This window comes from Epilithonimonas sp. UC225_85 (genome assembly GCF_042695135.1).
GTDB lineage: Bacteria > Bacteroidota > Bacteroidia > Flavobacteriales > Weeksellaceae > Epilithonimonas.
Window position 1 is genome coordinate 2,554,631 of record NZ_CP170547.1, and the last position, 20,174, is coordinate 2,574,804.

Annotated in this window: 16 protein-coding genes; 7 read left to right on the forward strand and 9 right to left on the reverse strand. The window is 36.9% G+C overall.

Going from position 1 to position 20,174, the window contains the following annotated elements; genetic code table 11:
* Positions 1 to 225: 225 nt before the first annotated feature.
* On the forward strand, positions 226 to 1,098 hold the full coding sequence (locus ACFJGY_RS11770; protein WP_379964121.1) for an AraC family transcriptional regulator: 873 nt from the start codon (positions 226 to 228) through the stop codon (positions 1,096 to 1,098).
* A gap of 1 nt (position 1,099) precedes the next feature.
* Here the strand turns inward: ACFJGY_RS11770 and ACFJGY_RS11775 are convergent, their stop codons facing one another.
* On the reverse strand, positions 1,100 to 2,203 hold the full coding sequence (locus tag ACFJGY_RS11775) for a pyridoxal phosphate-dependent aminotransferase (protein ID WP_379964123.1): 1,104 nt from the start codon (positions 2,201 to 2,203) through the stop codon (positions 1,100 to 1,102).
* A gap of 151 nt (positions 2,204 to 2,354) precedes the next feature.
* Between ACFJGY_RS11775 and ACFJGY_RS11780 the strand changes: the two genes are divergently transcribed.
* Positions 2,355 to 2,864, forward strand: coding sequence for a hypothetical protein (locus ACFJGY_RS11780; protein ID WP_379964125.1), 510 nt, complete (start codon positions 2,355 to 2,357; stop codon positions 2,862 to 2,864).
* A gap of 10 nt (positions 2,865 to 2,874) precedes the next feature.
* On the opposite strand, the gene purU is transcribed toward ACFJGY_RS11780, so the two are convergent.
* The 7 genes from purU to ACFJGY_RS11815 all read right to left on the reverse strand — a co-directional run bounded on the left by purU (position 2,875) and on the right by ACFJGY_RS11815 (position 10,910).
* The gene (purU, locus tag ACFJGY_RS11785) at positions 2,875 to 3,708 is read right to left on the reverse strand and encodes a formyltetrahydrofolate deformylase (RefSeq protein WP_379964127.1); all 834 of its coding nucleotides are present in this window, start codon (positions 3,706 to 3,708) and stop codon (positions 2,875 to 2,877) included.
* A 66-nt stretch (positions 3,709 to 3,774) separates the two neighbouring features.
* Positions 3,775 to 5,580, reverse strand: coding sequence for a translational GTPase TypA (gene typA, locus ACFJGY_RS11790; RefSeq protein WP_379964129.1), 1,806 nt, complete (start codon positions 5,578 to 5,580; stop codon positions 3,775 to 3,777).
* Positions 5,581 to 5,705: 125 nt separating this feature from the next.
* Positions 5,706 to 6,890, reverse strand: coding sequence for a class I SAM-dependent methyltransferase (locus ACFJGY_RS11795; RefSeq protein WP_379964131.1), 1,185 nt, complete (start codon positions 6,888 to 6,890; stop codon positions 5,706 to 5,708).
* Positions 6,891 to 7,307 carry a DUF1801 domain-containing protein gene (locus ACFJGY_RS11800; RefSeq protein ID WP_379964133.1) on the reverse strand — a complete coding sequence of 139 codons (417 nt, stop codon included), beginning with the start codon at positions 7,305 to 7,307 and terminating at the stop codon, positions 6,891 to 6,893.
* A 220-nt stretch (positions 7,308 to 7,527) separates the two neighbouring features.
* A complete protein-coding gene (locus ACFJGY_RS11805) occupies positions 7,528 to 8,925 on the reverse strand; it encodes an MFS transporter (protein ID WP_379964135.1) in 1,398 nt (465 codons plus the stop codon).
* 51 nt (positions 8,926 to 8,976) lie between these two features.
* Positions 8,977 to 10,035 carry an agmatine/peptidylarginine deiminase gene (locus tag ACFJGY_RS11810; RefSeq protein WP_379964137.1) on the reverse strand — a complete coding sequence of 353 codons (1,059 nt, stop codon included), beginning with the start codon at positions 10,033 to 10,035 and terminating at the stop codon, positions 8,977 to 8,979.
* Positions 10,035 to 10,910, reverse strand: coding sequence for a carbon-nitrogen hydrolase (locus tag ACFJGY_RS11815; protein ID WP_379964139.1), 876 nt, complete (start codon positions 10,908 to 10,910; stop codon positions 10,035 to 10,037). Before ACFJGY_RS11815 ends, ACFJGY_RS11810 begins: the two co-directional genes overlap by 1 nt.
* 176 nt (positions 10,911 to 11,086) lie before the next feature.
* Between ACFJGY_RS11815 and ACFJGY_RS11820 the strand changes: the two genes are divergently transcribed.
* Positions 11,087 to 11,512 (forward strand): acyl-CoA thioesterase, encoded by a 426-nt coding sequence (locus ACFJGY_RS11820; protein WP_379970175.1) that lies wholly within the window; start codon positions 11,087 to 11,089, stop codon positions 11,510 to 11,512.
* A 54-nt stretch (positions 11,513 to 11,566) separates the two neighbouring features.
* Here ACFJGY_RS11820 and ACFJGY_RS11825 read toward each other — a convergent pair whose 3' ends face one another.
* On the reverse strand, positions 11,567 to 12,769 hold the full coding sequence (locus ACFJGY_RS11825; RefSeq protein WP_379964141.1) for an ATP-binding protein: 1,203 nt from the start codon (positions 12,767 to 12,769) through the stop codon (positions 11,567 to 11,569).
* 468 nt (positions 12,770 to 13,237) lie between these two features.
* Here ACFJGY_RS11825 and ACFJGY_RS11830 point away from each other — a divergent pair, with 468 nt between their 5' ends.
* The 4 genes from ACFJGY_RS11830 (at position 13,238) to ACFJGY_RS11845 (ending at position 20,159) form a co-directional block, all read left to right on the forward strand.
* Positions 13,238 to 16,237, forward strand: a complete 3,000-nt coding sequence (locus ACFJGY_RS11830; protein ID WP_379964143.1) for a LamG-like jellyroll fold domain-containing protein — start codon at positions 13,238 to 13,240, stop codon at positions 16,235 to 16,237.
* A 196-nt stretch (positions 16,238 to 16,433) separates the two neighbouring features.
* On the forward strand, positions 16,434 to 16,907 hold the full coding sequence (locus ACFJGY_RS11835) for a Dps family protein (protein WP_379964145.1): 474 nt from the start codon (positions 16,434 to 16,436) through the stop codon (positions 16,905 to 16,907).
* A gap of 69 nt (positions 16,908 to 16,976) precedes the next feature.
* Positions 16,977 to 17,672: a LytR/AlgR family response regulator transcription factor gene (locus ACFJGY_RS11840; RefSeq protein WP_379964147.1), complete on the forward strand. Its 696-nt coding sequence runs from the start codon at positions 16,977 to 16,979 to the stop codon at positions 17,670 to 17,672.
* Between the two features lie 279 nt (positions 17,673 to 17,951).
* Positions 17,952 to 20,159 (forward strand): ATP-binding protein, encoded by a 2,208-nt coding sequence (locus ACFJGY_RS11845; protein ID WP_379964149.1) that lies wholly within the window; start codon positions 17,952 to 17,954, stop codon positions 20,157 to 20,159.
* Positions 20,160 to 20,174: the final 15 nt, after the last annotated feature.

A 20,174-nucleotide genomic window follows, 5' to 3' on the forward strand; every position in this document is an offset into this window, starting at 1 on the left:
CAAATGTATAATTGATCTGATAGAATTAATACATTTGAATTTTCACAAATATGTTCTATATTAACATAAACTAAATGTTAACTTAACAATAACAGACAATATTGGACATATAAATTTGTTTTCGTATTTTTGTTATATGAAATCGCATCCGAATCAATATGTATCAGAAAAAAGATAATATTGAGCGATAACATTTGATCTTAAAAAAGTAAAATATTAACCCAAATGAAACATCATAGCCCGGCATTCGAAGCGATAAAGCCCAATATTGGCAGTAGTTTCACGTGTCTTCATTTCCTGAAAAACGAAAATATAAAATCGCACGTCTGGCATTATCATCCGGAAATCGAATTGATATTTGTAGGTGGCGGATCCGGAAAACGACAAATTGGAAGCAATATCTCAAATTTCTCAAATGGCGATTTGATTCTAATTGGCAGCAATTTGCCTCATTGCGGACTGACAAATGAAAATACCAATAATGATTATGAAATTGTGATCCAGTTTTCAAAAAATTTTCTTGGAAACGGATTTTGGGAAGCACCGGAAATGCAAAGGATCTTTGCTATGCTGGAAACGGCGAAAAGCGGAATTGTATTTGGCGAAAAAGTAAAAAAAGCGTTGAAAAATAAAATCAGGACTTTGTCAGAATTATCTTATCTGGACAAGCTTCTTACATTTATCGAAATTCTTGATGAACTGGCTCACACCAAAGATTTCAAAATCCTGAATGCCGGAAAATACTATCTGCAAACGCAAAAAGAGGATAATGACAGGATCAATCTGATCTTCAATTACGTGAAGGATAATTTTAAAAATCAGATCAGTCTGGAAGAAGTCGCAGGTTTGGCAACGATGACCGTTCCTTCATTCTGCAGGTATTTTAAGAAGATCACAAACAAAACCTTCACGCAGTTTGTAAACGAATATAGAATCACACACTCCCTGAAACTTTTGGCAGAACAGCCGATGAGCATTACAGACATCTGCTTTGAGAGCGGCTTCAACAACTTCAGTTATTTCAACAAAACTTTTAAAGAACATACACAGAAAAGTCCGTCGCAGTATCGCAAGGAGTTTAGTAATATTATGGCTTAATTTAAGAAATCGCCTCAAAATAAACCTTCATCTCCTCCATGGTTCCCAAACTTATTCTAGTCCATTTTCCATTTTGTTCATAAGTTTTTCCACCAAGGATTTTAGCATCTTTTAGCTTTTTGAAATAATTTTCTTTATAATTTTCTAATGAGAAATAAACAAAATTGGCAGCAGACGGAACGGTTTTGATTCCTCTTTTTTGGAATTCGGACATTGTAAAGTCTTTCACTTTCTGATTATTACCCAAAACTTTGGCGATAAATTCCTGATCTTCCATCGCAGCAATGGCACCGGCCATCGTCGTTACACTTATTTCCGCACCACTCCAGCTTTGCAGTTTCTTAAGGTTTTCAATCATTTTCGGATGACCAATTGCGTAACCTAATCTTGCGCCGGCAAATCCGTAAAGTTTGGAAAACGTTCTTGTTACGACAAGATTTTTATAGGTATTGACCCAATTACTTAACGACTTTTGATTTGTAAACTCGATATAAGCTTCATCGACTAAAATTGTTATATTTTCTGGAACAGCTTTGATGAAAGATTCGATTTCCTGTCTTGATAAAAGATCGCCAGTCGGATTATTTGGATTGCAGATATAGATCAGTTTTGTATCTTTTCTGATTGAATTTTTCATCTTCTCAAGATCGATTCGCTTATGTTCGGTCAAAGGAACAACGGTTTTTGACATTCCGAGGAATTCAGCAATTGGTTCAAAGATCGTGAAAGACGGATCCGGAATGATGAAATGACCTTTGTCCAGGGAAACATATTTTGTAATCAATTCCAGGAGATATGACGAGCCTGCAGAAACCAAAAGATTCTCCTGCTTCAATTGATTTTTCTCTGCCAGTTTTGAACACAAAATATCTGCAAATTTAAAATCATACATTGATGATAAACTGAGATTTTCTTTCATTGCTTCCAAGGCTTTTGGCGAAACACCAAACGGATTCTCATTGAAACAAAGCCGGATGGTTTTGTCATCATTTTTCAGTTCAGAAAAATTCGGGGTATTTTTCGCAAAAAATTCAAGTGGAGAAAGTGTGAGTGCTGCACTTCCCAGGAAAGCTGTTTTGAGCCAGTCTCGTCTGTTGATTGACATTGTTTAGGATTTATTTCAATAAAAATAATGATTTTCTAATTAACTCATCAATTGAAGTTATCTGAATATAAATAATTAGAGAAGTTGTTCCAATTATTGCCAATCAAATATTTTTTTTGGTAAGTTTACTTGATTGGAAATATTATTTAAAATGAAAACTATAAAAACTCTTCTTATACTATCATCATTATTCTTTCTAAATTATATTTGTGCTCAGCAAATTGAAATTACAGAAAAGAATATTATTAACGTCTTTAAAAAAACAATAGATCAGGAAAGTAGAACGAAAATAAGAACATTTTCAAATCCTTGGACATCAGATAATAGTAGTGATATTTATTTTAAATCTGATACTATAACATTTACAAATTCAAAAAACAATAATTTCTGTAAGGATATTAACTGGACATTTTATAGAAAGAATAAGTTTATCAGAACTTTTGGAAATCATTGTGAGGAACCACCGACATATTCAGCAACTAAAATCATAGATTATTTTGAAATAAAATTCAGAGAAATTGGAGAAAAAAAATATTTAGAACTTTACAATCAAGAAAAACTGATTGAGAAATTTGAAATTATTTCTTTAGAAACAACTCAATCATTATCATATAAAAATGTCATAACTTATAGTTTAAAGCTTAGGCGAGAAAATATTTGAAGACTAAATATCACTCAAAGATAATTGTCTTATTCCCGTCAATAAAAACTTTATCCTCAAAAACTAATTTTAAAGCATTTGAAAGGACATTTTTCTCCACATCTCTTCCGAGTTTTGCCAGATCTTTTGCCGTTTTGGAATGCGTGACTTTGATAATATCCTGATAAATAATCGGACCTTCATCCAGATCATTTGTTACAAAATGTGCCGTTGCACCGATGATTTTCACACCTCTTTCAAAAGCCTGTTTGTAAGGATTTGCGCCGATAAAAGCCGGCAAAAAAGAATGATGGATGTTAATGATTTTCCCTTTAAAATCTTTAATAAATCCAGGCGTCAAAATTCTCATAAACTTGGCGAGAACCAAATAATCAAACTCGTAATTTTTAAGCGTTTCTTTAATCTGATTTTCGTGGTCTTCTCTTGTGGTATTTTCCGCAGAAATATAATGAAACGGAATATCGAATTTTTCAGTCAGATCTCTCAGAATTTCGTAATTCCCGACAACTGCGAGAATATTAAAATTCAGATCTTTAAATTGATTTCTAATCAACAGATCTGATAAACAATGGTGTTCTTTGGTGACAAAAACAACCACATCTTTCGGTTTGCTATTACTTAATTCTATTTCGCAATCACCCAATTGATCTTTGAGCTGGGCGATCACTTTTTGAGGATCTGCAATTCCGGCAACTTCGGTTCTCATAAAGAATAAAGCCTTTTCGCTGTCCACAAACTCGTCATTCTTGATGATGTTGAGACCGTTTTCCAAAAGCACTTCTGAGATTCTGTAAACCAAACCTTTTTCGTCTGTGCAGGTGATTTTAAAAGTAAAGTTTGTCATTTGTTTTTTTTCAAATTTAGAAATAAAAAAGTCCTCAGTGATGAGGACTTTAAAAATTTATCTGGATTAAGATTTTGCTGTTCTTTCCATTCTTTTTCTTTCTTCTTCAGAAAGGATTTTCTTTCTCATACGGATGAAGTTAGGCGTTACCTCGATCGCTTCATCACTTTGGATATATTCCATACATTCTTCAAGAGAGAACAGGATTTTTGGTGCAACACCGGTATCTTTATCTTTTCCGGAAGCTCTCATGTTGTTCAACTGTTTTGCTTCTACGATATTTACGACAAGATCCCCAGGTTTGTTTTGCTCACCAATGATCATCCCTGCGTAGATCTCCTCGCCCGGATCAACATAGAACTTACCTCTATCCTGTAATTTTGCGATAGAATATTCAGTTGCAGGACCTTGGGTTTTACTTACCAGAACCCCATTACTTCTTCCAGGAATTGCGCCTTTGAAAGGTTTGTATTCTGTGAAACGGTGCGCCATAATAGCTTCACCAGCAGTAGCAGTCAACATCTGAGAACGCAATCCGATCAAACCTCTGGAAGGAATTTCGAATTCCATATGCTGCATCTCACCTTTAGTTTCCATAATATGAAGATCTCCTTTTCTCTGAGTTGCCAAATCGATTACTCTTGAAGCAAATTCTTCCGGAACGTCAACAACCAAAGATTCGTAAGGCTCACATTTTTCTCCGTCGATTTCTCTCAGGATAACCTGTGGCTGACCAATTGTCATTTCGTAACCTTCTCTTCTCATCGTTTCAATTAAAACTGACAAGTGAAGAATACCTCTACCAAAAACTAAGAACGTGTTGGCATCATCGGTCTGTTCAACTCTCAATGCTAAGTTTTTCTCTAATTCTTTAGTTAATCTTTCTTTAAGGTGGTTGGAAGTCACATACTTACCATCTTTCCCAAAGAAAGGTGAATTGTTGATAGAGAACGTCATATTCAAAGTTGGCTCATCAATAGAAGTTCTTGGCAATGGCTCAGGATTTTCAAGATCTACGAAAGAATCTCCAATCTGGAAAGCATCGAAACCTACAACAGCACAGATATCTCCGGCTTTAACTTCGGCTACTTTTTTCTTTCCAAGGCCTTCGAAAACGTATAATTCTTTTACTTTTCCTTTCAATATTTTTCCGTCTGCCTGAGCAAGACCGATCCATTGAGATTCTTTGATCTCACCTCTGATCACTTTTCCAATTGCAATTCTTCCTAAGAAAGAAGAGAAATCAAGAGAAACGATCTGCATCTGAAGGTTACCTTCTTCTACTTTCGGCTCTGGAACATATTGTAAAATCCCGTCTAATAATGGGAAGATATTTTCAGTTTGTTCTAATGAAGTGTTGAACCAGCCTTGTTTAGATGAACCGTAGAAAGTTGGGAAATCCAACTGCTCTTCTGTCGCATCCAGGTTGAAGAAAAGATCAAAAACCTGATCGTGAACTTCTTCCGGACGACAGTTTGGCTTATCAACTTTATTGATAACCACCAAAGGTCTCAATCCAAGTTCCAAAGCTTTCTGAAGTACAAATCTTGTTTGTGGCATTGGTCCTTCGAAGGCATCTACCAACAAAACAACACCGTCAGCCATTTTCAATACTCTTTCTACCTCACCACCAAAATCGGCGTGACCAGGAGTATCGATAACATTAATTTTAACGTCTTTGTAAGTTACAGAGATGTTTTTTGACAAAATCGTAATCCCTCTTTCTCTCTCAAGATCGTTGTTATCCATGATCAAATCACCACTCTCCTGATTTTCACGGAAGATGTTTGTTGCGTGGATAATTTTGTCAACCAAAGTTGTTTTTCCGTGGTCAACGTGTGCGATAATCGCTATATTTCTAATATTTTGCATATCTATTTTTTACGCGTGCAAATGTAGTGATTTTTTATGGTAAGATGAACGCTCATTTAATTATTTTTAAAAATTTGGCTGTATAATTAATATTTATTTAAAATTTTGTTAATCAATACATTAAATCAAATACTTCTCAAAATTTCTTTTCCATTGATGCTTTGAGTAAAAATCAGGTAACGATTTCCACCATCTTTCAGTTTGTATTTTTTCTTGATTTCGTCAGGTTTCAAAGGATAATTTTTGGAAATGATATTGAACTGGTCATTTTTTTTAAGATCTTTTCCATCAATTTTTTCGACTTCCAAAATTCTTCCCGGAAAGTTCTCTATTTTGTGCTCAGACGTATAAAAGTGCGTGTTTGGATGAAGTTTCTTCAATCCGAATTTGTCTGAAATGATATTGAAAGCGCCAGCTTTTAAAATCGAATTGTTTGGAATATAAAGGTAATTCAGACTTTCTGAGAATTCTGAAACTGCCGATTTTTCTTCATTAATATCAAATGAAAATGCAGGCTCGTCCGATTCCAAGTTTACACAAGTGATCTTCGTGCCATTACTCTTTTCTCTATTTTCTTTATTATCAATAATTAAAACCAATTCTTTCACCTCGTTTCTGACTGCAATAATCTTAATCTCAGCAATATTTTTTAGTTCTGAAATCAAATAAGAAATATCGATCAATGGTGAAAGTTTCACTATAATTTTATCTGAAATAGAATTGAGTTTTTCTTCGATTTCCAAAAGATTTGGTGAAAGATCTTCGAGCAGAAATTTCTTTTTATTATTCTGATCTCGTCTTGCCGGATCAAGATAAACGATATCAAATTTACTAAAACTGTCAGTCTGAGGATCTCGAAGACTATCAAGAAAATATTCAAGGTTTTGATTGATAAAAGTTGCTTTCCTGCCAAGCGTTTTCCAGTTGTGCTCAACGATTTTTATCAATTCCACATTTTGCTCCACCAAAGTCACGTCTTCAAAATTCTGAGAAAGAAAATAAGCATCAATCCCGAAACCTGAGGTCAAATCGAGGAATGATTTTCCTTTCAGATCTTTGGTTTTATATTCTGCGGTGGATTGTGACGAAGCTTGTTCCAAATTGAGATTTGGAGGAAAAACAATATGGTCTTTCAATAAAAACGGGAACTTTCTTTGAGCCGTTTTTTTGCCTTTGATTTGTTGTACAATTTCCTGAATCGTTACATCTGGAAACGGCGATTTTTTCAATAATAATTTTGTGATGTCACTGTCAATATTTTGATTGATGAAGTTCTGAACTTCCGGTGAAAGTAAATTTGAGAACGTCATTTATCCGTAGATTTTTTTGATATTATCCACTGAATTTTTGACGATTTTTTTCAGGACATCAACATTGATGTCTTCCAGTTTTTTGATATAAATACAGGCTTTCGCAGATTTTACTTTTCCTAATTCTGATAATAATTTTTCACGCAATTCATCTTCCGGATAAACATAGATTGAGATTTGAGCAACTCTATTTGAAAGTCCTGCCAAAGGCGCATCACCTTCGTGTCCGCTGGCATATTTGTAATGGTAACTTCCAAAACCTATGATAGCTTCGCCCCACATTTTAGGTGGAAATCCTGATGTTTCTTCAAAGATTTTCACCAATTCTCTGATGTCTTTCTGACGTTTTTCATCAGTTATATTATTAATGTAATCTTCTACAGAAAGTTCTGTTTCTACTGTTTTATTTTTTACCATCTTGAGAAGTTTTTAATGTTTAAAGATAGAAAAATTTATACTTTGACCAATCGTCTTTTTATATTGAAACCCGCAGCCCGACTTATCTCATTTTATATATTTATTATTTGAATCGATGAACCACTTCGTTAGGTTTGAGTGGAGCTCTTTTTGCAGAGGAAATGGCTTGGCAAAAAAAGCGGGAACGGAAGGCGGATTAAGCTGCCCAAATAATATCAATTTAAACCGATTTCATATTGTCGCCATCCCGAAAATTGAGTCTTCGGAAAACGAAACCGGAAAGAATGGTGAGAAAACCTACAATCAGGAAGGTATAGCGGAAAGCATTATGAATCTGATTTTTAATAAAAGTAGTATCGCCTTCGAATATTTTCAAAACAATCAAACCAAACGCAATTCCAAATCCAACCGCAAACTGCTGATTGACAGAAACCAAGGAATTACCGCTACTGTTCTGGTAAGGTCGCAAATCTGCAATAGAAATCGTATTCATCGATGTAAACTGAATCGAGTTGAAAAATCCTAAAATTAATAAAATAGGTACAAACCAATAAATTGAGCTGTGAACTGTAGGAATTGCCAAAGTACAGATTAAAATACCGATTGTAAAAGTGTTGACCATCAATGTTTTGCGGTAACCGAATCTATCTAAAATCCCGATGACGTAGGATTTCCCGAACATTGCCGTCAGAGCCATTGGCGCAACAATCCAGCCCGATGTAAGCGCCGATTGTCCATAAGCAATCTGAATCATTACCGGAACCAAAAGCGGGATGGAACTGATTCCAAGTCTTGTTGCCAGATTTCCCAAAATCCCAACACGAAACGTCCGAACCTGAAAAAGATTGAGCGGAAAAATGGGATTGTTGTCAGTTTTTGCGTGTTTATAATAAAAGTAAAGCATCAAGAATCCCAAAACAAAAACCAATAAAACAGGGGTAATATTCTGTGCATTTCCAAGTAATTCCAACGAAACTGACAACAGCAAAGACGCCATTGCGAATATGAGAAATCCTTTCAGATCAAAATCGATAACCGGCGATTTGAAGTTGGGCATATATTTTAAACTTAAAATAATTCCTAAAACGCCAATCGGAATATTAATGAGAAAGATCCAGTGCCAGGTCATATAATCCACAATGTAGCCGCCAACCAAAGGTCCCATAACCGGACCAATTAATGCGGGAATGATTGCGAAATTCATCGCTTTCAAAAGTTCATTTTTGTTGAATGCCCTAATCAAAGCTAATTTCCCGACAGGCGTCATCAAACTGCCACCAACGCCCTGAACAACCCTGGAAATCACCAATTCGGTAAGATTATGTGACAATGAGCAGAATAATGATCCTAATGAAAACACAACCAACGAAAGAATAAAAATCTTTTTCGTCCCAAATTTGTCAGCCAAAAACCCACTAACAGGCATAAACAAAGCCAAAGTCAGGACATAACTGATGATTGCATTTTGCATATCAAGTGGTGATTCCTGCAAATCTCTTGCGATTGAAGGCAGAGATGTATTCAGAATTGTAGAGTCCAGCATTTGCATAAAAATGGCAGTTCCTAAGATGAATGGAAGATATTTTTTGACCTGATCTGTAGCTTGTATTTCGCTCATTATTTAATTTTAAATGATTAAAAAAATCCGCTTGTGTGCGGATTTATGTTTTTAAACCAAAGGTTCTTGCTGACTTAGGCAGTGGAAACTTCCCAATCCCCAGATAATATCGTTAGAATCTATGCCAACCACTTCCCTTTCCGGGAAACATTTTTGAATAATATCCAAAGCAATCTGATCTTTTTCGCAATTGTAGATCGGAACAATTACTGATTTGTTTGCGATGTAAAAATTGGCGTAAGATGCTGGTAATCTTTGACCGTCACAATAAACAGGATCCGGCATTGGAAGTTCTATGATATTGAGTGGTCTTCCGTCCAACAATTTCATTTCTTGTAACTGACGAAGATTGGTTTGAAGGATTTCGTAATTGTCATCTTCTTTATTATCTTCAATGACTGTCAAAACTGTGTCTTCATTTACAAATCTGATTGTGTCGTCCACGTGTCCATCTGTATCATCACCAATGATGCCGTCGTCTACCCAAAGAACCTGTTTTTGTCCATAATATTTTTTCAGGAATTCTTCGACTTCTTCCTGAGAAAGATGTGGATTTCTGTTTTCATTAAGCAAACAGGATTTCGAAGTCAAAACCGTTCCTGCACCATTGAATTCAACAGAACCACCTTCCATAATAATTCCCGGATAAAGAACCGGAAGTCCTTTTTCTTCAGCAATTTTGGTTGGAATCACATCATCTAACTCGAATGGCGGATATTTTCCTCCCCAAGCATTGAAACCCCAATCTACAATGATTTTCTGTGGCTCTTCCCCATTTTTATTAACTAAGAACGCAGGACCGTGATCTCTGCACCAAGCATCATTCGTTTCGTGGAAATAGAATTCTACTTTAGAAATATCAGCTCCAGCTTTGGAAATATGTTCCATTGCGAAAGCCTGCATTTCCTGATCTTTTACATTGATGCAGACAAATTCGCCTTTCGTAAGTTCAGCAATGAATTTGGCATAAGCGGAATAAATTAAATCAATTCTTTCCGGCCAGGATTCTTCTTTGTGAGGCCAGGAGAGCCACGTTGCTTCGTGTTCTTCCCATTCTGCAGGGAAGGTGTATCCATTTTCTAATGGATTGAAATCTTTATCTATAGTCATTAATCCTCGTCAATAAAACGTTTTGTAATCGGCGAATAAGTTTCGATTCTTCGGTCTCTCAGGAATGGCCAGTGTTTTCTCATATAATCTGTCTGCGCAAGATCAACTTCTGTCACCACCACTTCTTCTTGGTCGTGAGAAGCGAGATACAATAACTTCCCTTGAGCATTGGTTACAAAACTTCCGCCCCAGAATTTCATAGCACCATCTTGTTCATAGCCTACTCTATTTACGGAAACCACTGGAAGCCCATTTGCAACTGAATGAGAACGCTGGATCGTTTGCCAGGCATTGTATTGATCCTGATTAGTTTCTTCATCCTGAGTTGTGTCCCAGCCGATTGCTGTTGGATAGAACATAATATCAGCCCCCATCAAAGCTGTAATTCTTGATGCTTCCGGATACCACTGATCCCAACAGATCAATACACCAACTTTCCCAAATTTTGTGGGAAAAACTTTGTAGCCTAAATCGCCTGGCGTGAAATAGAATTTTTCGTAAAAAGCAGGATCATCCGGAATATGCATTTTTCGATATTTACCAAGATAGGTTCCGTCAGCATCGATTACAGCTGTTGTATTGTGATAAAGACCTTGTGCTCTCTTCTCGAATAATGAAGCGATTATTACAACGCCCAATTCTTTGGCAATTGGAGATAATGCATCTGTTGAAGGTCCCGGAATTGGTTCTGCAAGATCGAAGTTATCATAATCTTCAACATCACAGAAATATAAAGATGTGAAAAGCTCCTGCAAACAAACGATCTGAGCGCCTTTTGCAGCGGCTTCTCTTATTTTTTCAATGGCTTTGTCCAGGTTTTGCTGCTTGTCTGCGACGCACGACATCTGAACTGTTCCTATTTTAACTTTCGACATTTTCTAAAAATTTTTACAAAAATACTAAGATTCTAGGGAATCAAAAATCCCACCAAAGAATTTTAGATTAATATATCTGAAAATTAATTCAGTTATTAATTTTTCTATGTTCTACAACTGTTAAATCCCTATGAAAACTTTACCTTTGCATCAAATTAAAATGCCATAGAATTATGATGAATTACCACACCAGAAAATGGATAAAACCAGAAGACCTTAATCCAAACCATTCACTTTTTGGAGGAAGATTACTTCAATGGATCGATGAAGAGGCGGCACTTTATGCCATTATCCAATTAGAAAATTCAAGAACCGTAACCAAATATATCTCGGAGATCAACTTTGTGAGCTCTGCAAAACAAGGCGACATTATTGAGATCGGAATCGAAGCCGTTGAGTTTGGAAGATCATCTCTAACATTAAGATGCGAGGTTAGAAATAAAATGACACACCAAAAGATTATCACCATTGAGCGATTGGTTTTTGTAGCATTGGACGAGGACGGAAATCCGAAACCACACGGCAAAACAACGATTGAATATGTAGAAGACAGGCTTAATGTCAAAAATACATCAGAAAACAATCTCAATAAATTAAGATAAAATGCAATGCTCCGAAATTAATTTTCGGGTGTTTTTTATTAAAATTAAGTCAACTCAGATTTCAGCAGCTGAGAAAGGAATTTGAAATGTGAAGCAGGTTTCTTCATCCGTTGAGTCAACCCAGATCGTCCCTTTGTGGGCTGCAGCAATTTCGCTTGCTATGTAAAGCCCAAGACCTAATCCTTCCTGACCGTGATGTACTTCTCCTCTGGAAAAAGGCTTAAAAAGATGTTTTATAATATCTGGTGAGATTTTATTACCCTTATTGATGACACACAGTTCAAAATTATTTGATACTAATGCCGCTTTTACAAGTATTGGCGATTGCTTTTCGCCGTGAGTAAGTGCATTACCCAAAAGATTTGAAAATAGCTGAGCGATGCGTTTGTAATCTGCCCTGATTTCTTTTTCCAGACTAAGCACTGTCATTATTGACCTATCGGGATAGACCATTTTCAGCTCTGTGATGACTTGATTCAGGGTGTCTTCAAGGTTCTTATTGTTGTCATAATTTAGCTTGATGCCACCACCAAGACGCCCACTTGCAAAATCGAGCATATTATTGATAAGACCTTGCGTACGATTTGTAGAATCCTGAATAACCTTTGCCAATCGCAGATTCCGTTCATCCAACTGGCTTCTGAACAGAAGCTGTACCGCATTGGAAATAGCATTGATGGGGTTGCGGAGGTCATGTCCAAGTATCGCGATAAACTGCTCCCTGGTTTCTGCAATTTTCTTTTCTTCAAGAAGTTTGACCTGGGTTTCGTTCAAATGCTGGAGAGAATCCAGATTGAATGCAATCAGTTCTGCAAAAAGCTTAAACATGGTGATTGTTTTTTCATTGTTCACCAAAGCTGGTTTGGGATCAATAGCACACAGAGTTCCGAAAAAATCGCCGTTTTTTAAGATGATAGGTATGGAAATGTAGCTTTGAAGACCATATATTTTGGGCGTATGATGATCAGAATAGATTGGATCTTCACTCACATTATCTATGGCAATCACTTGTTGTAATTCCATCACCTCATTGCATAGTGTGGTTTCTACTTGCAGCTCGCCTCCTACTCCAAGCCCGAAATTGATCTTGTCATTTACTGCGCAGGCTATCCATTGATCTTTGGTAACCTTTGCAACTGCGGCAAACCCCATCCCTGTTGAATTACAGATTACCTCCAGAATTTTTGCTACCGCAGGAATTTGGTTTATATCATCAATATCATTCTCAAAACCTTTCGCTTTTACAAGATCCTTCATATAATAAATCTATAAATATTTAATTTAAGGCAACTTATAAAAAGCGCTTATTAATTGATAAAGATAAGAAATTATCTAATCATAATTCGGAAAAATGACAAGCGCTTTTACTTTTAGAATTGATGCTGAAAATATTATTATTTTTTGACCTTGATTGAAAATTAATGATCTGCCGAGCATTTTTGGTGATGAAATTTATAATTAAAAAACTGTAAAAAATTATCCGATTTTTTTTCCTTAACATCATTCTCAGGCTCATTTATCAATACTTTTTGAACTAGTAAGAATAATTATCATTACTAAAACACATTTCATTTTGAATCTTCTTAAAATCAATACAATAAGGCTTCCGATCGTAATCAATTGACAATTAACAACATATTCAGGACGGAGCAGGACACTCGTTTTTTGCTTTGTTTCTAATTTTCCCTCACACCAAATTATTAATATTTAATTAACAATAATTTTATGAAAAATAGAAAATTACCTATTCAACAGTTCTTCAAACTTTTTGTGTTTTGCGGGCTGATGTCGGCCACGGTCGGTTTGAATGCTCAGACATTAGCTTTCCCGGAAGCTACAGGTTTTGGAAGATATACCACCGGCGCTAGAGGTGCTGCCAATCCTCAGATTTATCTTGTAACCAATCTGAATGACAGCGGACCTGGCTCATTTCGGGATGCTGTTAGTCAGGAAGGGAGATTTGTCATATTCAAAGTTGGCGGCATCATCAATACCCTTTCTCAGATTGCAATTGCCAAAAACACAACCATTGCAGGTCAAACGGCTCCGGGAGAAGGTATTGTACTTTTGGGCGCAAAGGTAACATTTACAGGCGCAAGTAATACGATAGCACGTTATGTCCGCATTCGTTACGGTGCAACCACTCAAGGTCAGGATACATCCGGCTTATCTAATGGCGCCAATATCATTCTGGATCATATGTCCTTCACTTGGGGAACAGACGAAGTTTTCTCTATCAACTGGGACAACAAAGGTGAAAGTCCGGATAATATAACAATACAAAATTCCATTATTGGTCAGGGTCTGCATCGTCACAACCATTCTGCCGGCGGATTGATGCAGCCATCGGGCGGTAAAATCAGTTTGATCGGAAACTTGTATATCTGTAACAAAACCCGAAATAACAAAGTAAAGGGAATCAATGAGTTTGTAAATAACGTGGTTTACAACTGGGGCAATTTTGGTAATACTTACGGACACGCTGAATCCGGTGATGCCTATATTATGGGCGGTGATTCTGCAGGAAGTTCGGACGTGAATATCATTAATAATTACTTTATCGGCGGTCCGAATACACAAACTAACCTTACAACACCTTTCAATAGAGGGAATGATAATTTCTCTTTGTACGGTGCAGGAAATTATTTTGATAATAACAGAAATGGCGTTCTGGACGGTACTTTGGTTCCGGCAGATCTGACGGGTTATCCAACGGGAGATATTTCAACTATAAAATCAGAGCCGTATGATTATCCGATGAAAAACACAGCTTTGACGGCTCAGCAGGCTTTTGACAAAGCAATTTTAAGTGTTGGTGCGTCTTACCCAAGACGTGATCAGGTAGAAAATCTGATGATCTCCGATCTGGCATCTAAAGGAACTACTGCGACTTATGTCTATGTTCAGTCTGATTTGACGACAAAATTTGGCTTTACCAATGGCGGTGCAGGACACGTTTATGGTGCGCCGGCTCCTTTGGATACAGACAATGACGGTATGCCAGATGCTTGGGAAGATGCAAATGGATTGGATAAAAATGTTCCCGATGCTTTGGCTGTCAGCACAACCAATGCACCTTATCTGAATATTGAAGTTTACATTAATGGTTTGACAAGTCAGGCTCCGGCAGACTTCATTATTCCACCGACCAATCTTAATTTTACCAATGTTACCACAACAGAAGTTCCCGCTTCAAGCTCATTAACAGTTAATTGGAATGATAATGCTGACAACGAAACCAATTATGTACTGGAGCGTTCTACAAATGGAACTACTTTTACAGAACTTGCAACGCTTGGTGCCAACATAACAAGTTATAACGAAACCGGTTTGACGCCCAACACGCAGTATTATTACAGAGTAAAAGCGTTTAATGCGACAGAATCTTCTGTTTACACAACTGTGACATCAATCACTACACCACCAATTCCATCAGCGCCTGCAAAAGCAACTACGCCAACACCTGCAAATGGAAACAATAATGTAGAATTGACAAGCGGTAATATGACATTGAAATGGACTGGTAGCTCGAATACAACTTCTTACGCTGTTTATTTGGGAACAGACGCCGGAAATTTGATCAAGCAGGCAGATGTTGCTTATTCTGCTGCGCCGTCTTATCAGCTTACCGGTTTGAGTCCTGCAACCAATTATTATTGGAGAATCGATGCTTCTAATGCTAAAGGTGTTGCAACAGGTGATATTTGGACTTTCAAAGCCCTGACTCCGAGTCTTGTTGGGTACTGGCCATTTAAAGAAGCACCTTTGGAAGGTGAAAAAATTGCTGATGATACTAATTATGCTAATGACGGATTATTGGATGTAGCTTATGATAATTCCAATGTAAGAATACAAGGAAAAGAAAATAATGCCATAAATCTGGCAACAGCGCCAAGCAATATGTATATCACAAGTATTCCGGATCAGGACCATATCCGGTTTGACAGAAACTCTTTCACCGTTTCGTTTTGGATGAAAGCACCGGTAAGTATGATCCCTGGTTCTTCATCAACCAGTCTTTATGTATTGTGCAAAGGATCTATTACAAAAAATAATACAACTGGTGCAACCGGAAAACGTTTTAATATTGAGATGAAAGGCGGACAGCTGCGTTTTGCCATAGATGACGATATTACGAAAAAGGAAATCACTTCCCCTATTGCCAAATATTTCACAGGGGAATGGGTAAATGTTGTCATTATGAGAGATATCGTTGCTCATAAAATGAGAATCTATGCAGATGGCGTTCTTATGACCGAAGGAGACGAAACGGCAGTTACAGGAATTGGTGAAGCAAGTGATCTTGTCATCGGGAATATCGGCGAACTTGAGTTCCAGGCTGCGACAAATGCTCCTGCTCCTTACAAAGGTGCCTTTGACGAACTTAAAATGTTCAACCATGCATTGACTGCAACGGAAGTACAAGGTTTGTACAATCAGGCAACATTAGGTAATGATAATTTCATTTCAAATAAAGATAAAGGCATTGTATATCCCAATCCTGTGAAAGATGAGATCTTCATCAAACTTCCTAAATATGAGCAATCCAGTCTGACCGCTACATTAACTGATATGACAGGAAAAATCATCATTAAGGAAAAGGTAACTTCTAATGGAAAAGGCCTTTTCAATCTGAATATTAGAGATAAAAAGGTAGCCGGAATTTATATCCTGAATGTCTCCGGAGAAAACCTGAATACTAATTTTAAAATAATAGCTAAATAACAAATCAAATCTTATCTTCATAAACACCAACCCTTTTCATTTTATTTGAAAAGGGTTTTTTATTTAAAAATCATTGTGTTCTATTCAACGACTCATTTTGCCCTTTCAACGAAAAATCTCTGGATTTTATAGGAATTCGACTGAACTTTACATCAGAAAAAAGAGCAATAAAGCTCAAAACTTAAACCTTACTATTATGAAAGCAAAAATCGGAATTACAGAAAAAAACACAGAGGCTGTTGCAGAACAATTGGCAAAATTATTAGCCGACGAATCTGTTCTTTACATCAAAACCAGAAATGCACACTGGAACGTGACCGGTGATAATTTCCACGCCAATCATATCTTCTTCGAAGAACAATACAAACAATTGGATGAATTGATTGACAGCGTCGCAGAACGTATGAGAAAAATCGGGCATTTTGCTCCTGCTACAATGAAAATTTATCTGGAATTAACACATCTTACCGAATACAGCGAAAGAACGAATGACGGTCTTGGCTTTATGAAAGATTTACTGGCCGACCACGAAAGCATCATCGATTTTCTACGCGGAAATATCACGCCTTTTGCCGAACAATACAAAGATTACGGAACAAGCGATTTCATAACAGGTTTGATGGAAACCCACGAAGAAATGGCCTGGATGATCCGTTCTTACTTCAGATAATCTAACTTCGAAAGCATCAAAAACAAAAAGGAATAATTATATTTGTGTCAACCATAAATAACTATCCCTATGAAGGCTTTAATCGTTGATGATAATGATATCGCAAGAACAACTTTGGCACATTTGGCAAAACAGGTTCCGAATCTTACAATTGTCAATGAATATTCCAACGCAATAGATGCCTACAACCATTTGCAAAACAATGAGGTAGATTTGATATTTCTGGATATAGAAATGCCGGAAATGACAGGAATCGAGCTTACAAAAAACCTTTCCGGGAAAGATATCATCATCATTTTCACGTCTTCTAATAAAGAATATGCACTGGAAGCTTTCGAACTGAATATCGCAGATTATATCCTGAAACCGGTGATGCCTGCCAGATTTTTACAGGCAGTAAGCAAAGCACAATCAATCCTTGAAAGCAGGAAAGAAAATGTAGAAGTTACTAAAGATGAGTTTCTTTTCGTCCGGGATTCCAATATCACAAGGCGTTTGAAGCTGGACGATATTTTTTACGCAGAAGCAATGGGAGATTATGTAAAGTTTTACACACGCGAAAAAATGTTTGCCATCCACGGCAAAATGAAAACGGCGGAAGAACGTCTCCCAAAGGATCATTTTATCAGAGTTCATCGTTCTTACATCGTTTCTGTCGGCAAGATAGACACGCTTCAGGATGGCGGAATTATGATCAACGGAAAATTCATTCCCGTTGCAGATGCCTATCGAAAAGCGCTCAATACGAGAATGAATGTTTTCTAATTGACTATTAATAATTTGATACGTCGAACAACTTTGTTAGGTTTGGGCAGCTTAATCCGTCTTCCACTCCCGCTTTTTTTGTCATTGCGAACAAAGTGAAGCAATCTTTAGAACTTTACAGCAATCGCAATAACAAAAAAGAGCTTCGTTCAAGCCGGGCTGCTGCAATTCGGCGTTCTGAAGGGAGCGTAAAATTTCCCTCCGCTGGAGGGATGGCGAAAATTCAAAGAATTTTTGACCGGGTGGTTCATATAATTTCAAGTTAAGTATATAACACTTATGAAAAAAATATCCTCAGTAATGGACAACAAACGGTTTAGTTATTTTATCATACTCACCTTCATTGCAGGTTCGCTTCTTTTGATTGCTGTCCAAATCAATTCTGCTAAAAATACAAAAGCACTTATTCAAAACAACAACAGACTTCTCAGCGAGTTGCGTTCCAGCAATCATTTAAGAGAAATCGACCGTGATATTTTGGGCGTTGAAAGCAGAATCAGAGCTTCTATTGCGACCAACGACACGACTCATCTCGAAGGAATCGACCAAAAAATCAGTCAGATAGAAAACTTTCTGGATTCTCTCTCAAAAGACAATGCAGATACAGAAGAAGAGCGTTTGATACATCGTCTCAGTGTTCTTGCAATGGAAAAGAAAACAACGAAGGAAAAATTACTGCATCGCTACCTTTCTTTGGGAAATATGGACGACCAGACTTCGATCGCAAATCCACGAGCCAGAAAAATTTCGAATGAAATCACAAGCATCACCGCAAAAATCTATGAAAGCCGCCGGTTGCATATGGTTGAACTCAGCAAACGAAGCGAAGAAATGGGTCAAAAGGCAAGATTGTATGACATTTCTTTATTGATATTATTGATATTAAGCGGCGCAATTGTTGGCTATCACATCCTTCGTCAGTTCAAACGTCAGAGATTGTTGATTCAGGAATTGGATGTTGCGGAGAAAAAAGCATCGGTTGCCGCACAAACCAAAGAAAACTTCCTTGCGAATATGAGTCACGAAATCAGAACACCTTTGAGCGGCATTTTGGGTTTTACCAATTTATTACAAAAAAGACCTTTGGATCCAACATCTGCAGAGTTTGTATCCTCAATTCAGCGGTCGGGAGAAAACCTGATGGCAATCATCAATGATATTTTAGATCTGTCAAAAATCGAAGCCGGAATGATGCGCATTACCAAAGGCATATTCAGCATCAATGGATTGGTGAATTCTGTCGAAACTTTTTTCGTAGAACGAGCCAAAGAAAAAGGATTGACGATTTCCAGCAAAATAGATTCGTCCATTCCTGACACTTTGAATGGTGACGCCACGAGACTGACTCAAATTCTGGTCAACCTCATCGGAAATGCCATCAAATTTACACATCAAGGAAACATTAATATCGAAATTTACAACAAACAACAGACCGAAAACGAAGTCGTTGTAGGCTTTAAAGTTTCTGACACAGGCATCGGAATTGATAAAGAAAAACTCATTGAAGTTTTTGAAAGATTCAATCAGGGCGAAGATTCGACAACCCGAAATTACGGCGGAACCGGACTTGGTTTATCGATTGTAAAAAGTCTGATTCAGTTGCAAAATGGCGATATCGAAGTGATAAGCGAACAGGGAAAAGGCACGACTTTCCATTTTTATATTCCTTACACAATCGCAAAAGAACAACTGAATGTAGTTCCGAAAGTTGACACCAATTATTTTAAAGATAAAACAAATGCGCCTTTGAAAGTGTTAATCGTGGATGATAACGCTATCAATCAAAGTCTGATGAAACATCTTCTCTCACAATGGAACATCAATTTTGAAACCGCAAACAACGGTCTGGAAGCGGTAGAATTTCTCAGAAACAATGATTGCGACTTGGTTTTAATGGATATTCAAATGCCACAAATGGACGGTTACATTGCCACGCAAACCATCCGTGAAGAACTGAAACTGAACACGCCAATCATCGCAATGACCGCACACGCTTTGGCAGGCGAACGCGAAAGATGTATGAGCCGTGGAATGAACGAATATATTTCCAAACCAATAAAAGAAGACGAATTACTCAAATTAATCTCCAATTTCGGATTGAAAGAAAACGAAAAAGCGGTAACAAAAGCTGAAGAAATCACTTTTAATTACGAGTTCATCGACCTTACTTATTTGAAGTCTATCAGCAATGGCGACAAGGATTTTGAAAGAACCGTGACGCAACAATTTTTAGATAAAGTCCCTACTCATTTGCAGGAACTGAAACTGGCTTACGAAAACAAGGATTTTAAATTACTGAAATTAAGAGCCCACGATTTAAAATCGAGTGTAGCAATAATGGGTTTGCTAACTTTATTGGAGGAAAAATTATATATTTTAGAATTAACAACAGAAGAAAATCCGGCATCGAAACAGGCTTTGGAAGAAGCAAAAGATGTTTTGCTGAAATCTTTTTTCGAAGCCAAATTGTTTTTGAAATCGATTTAAAATAATTAAAAAACA

What these genes read in the sequence shown, in the direction of transcription:
- ACFJGY_RS11770 (WP_379964121.1), top strand. Translation starts at nt 226, where the DNA reads ATGAAACATCATAGCCCGGCATTCGAAGCGATAAAGCCCAATATTGGC.
- ACFJGY_RS11775 (WP_379964123.1), bottom strand. Translation starts at nt 2,203, where the DNA reads ATGTCAATCAACAGACGAGACTGGCTCAAAACAGCTTTCCTGGGAAGT.
- ACFJGY_RS11780 (WP_379964125.1), top strand. Translation starts at nt 2,355, where the DNA reads ATGAAAACTATAAAAACTCTTCTTATACTATCATCATTATTCTTTCTA.
- purU (WP_379964127.1), bottom strand. Translation starts at nt 3,708, where the DNA reads ATGACAAACTTTACTTTTAAAATCACCTGCACAGACGAAAAAGGTTTG.
- typA (WP_379964129.1), bottom strand. Translation starts at nt 5,580, where the DNA reads ATGCAAAATATTAGAAATATAGCGATTATCGCACACGTTGACCACGGA.
- ACFJGY_RS11795 (WP_379964131.1), bottom strand. Translation starts at nt 6,890, where the DNA reads ATGACGTTCTCAAATTTACTTTCACCGGAAGTTCAGAACTTCATCAAT.
- ACFJGY_RS11800 (WP_379964133.1), bottom strand. Translation starts at nt 7,307, where the DNA reads ATGGTAAAAAATAAAACAGTAGAAACAGAACTTTCTGTAGAAGATTAC.
- ACFJGY_RS11805 (WP_379964135.1), bottom strand. Translation starts at nt 8,925, where the DNA reads ATGAGCGAAATACAAGCTACAGATCAGGTCAAAAAATATCTTCCATTC.
- ACFJGY_RS11810 (WP_379964137.1), bottom strand. Translation starts at nt 10,035, where the DNA reads ATGACTATAGATAAAGATTTCAATCCATTAGAAAATGGATACACCTTC.
- ACFJGY_RS11815 (WP_379964139.1), bottom strand. Translation starts at nt 10,910, where the DNA reads ATGTCGAAAGTTAAAATAGGAACAGTTCAGATGTCGTGCGTCGCAGAC.
- ACFJGY_RS11820 (WP_379970175.1), top strand. Translation starts at nt 11,087, where the DNA reads ATGAATTACCACACCAGAAAATGGATAAAACCAGAAGACCTTAATCCA.
- ACFJGY_RS11825 (WP_379964141.1), bottom strand. Translation starts at nt 12,769, where the DNA reads ATGAAGGATCTTGTAAAAGCGAAAGGTTTTGAGAATGATATTGATGAT.
- ACFJGY_RS11830 (WP_379964143.1), top strand. Translation starts at nt 13,238, where the DNA reads ATGAAAAATAGAAAATTACCTATTCAACAGTTCTTCAAACTTTTTGTG.
- ACFJGY_RS11835 (WP_379964145.1), top strand. Translation starts at nt 16,434, where the DNA reads ATGAAAGCAAAAATCGGAATTACAGAAAAAAACACAGAGGCTGTTGCA.
- ACFJGY_RS11840 (WP_379964147.1), top strand. Translation starts at nt 16,977, where the DNA reads ATGAAGGCTTTAATCGTTGATGATAATGATATCGCAAGAACAACTTTG.
- ACFJGY_RS11845 (WP_379964149.1), top strand. Translation starts at nt 17,952, where the DNA reads ATGAAAAAAATATCCTCAGTAATGGACAACAAACGGTTTAGTTATTTT.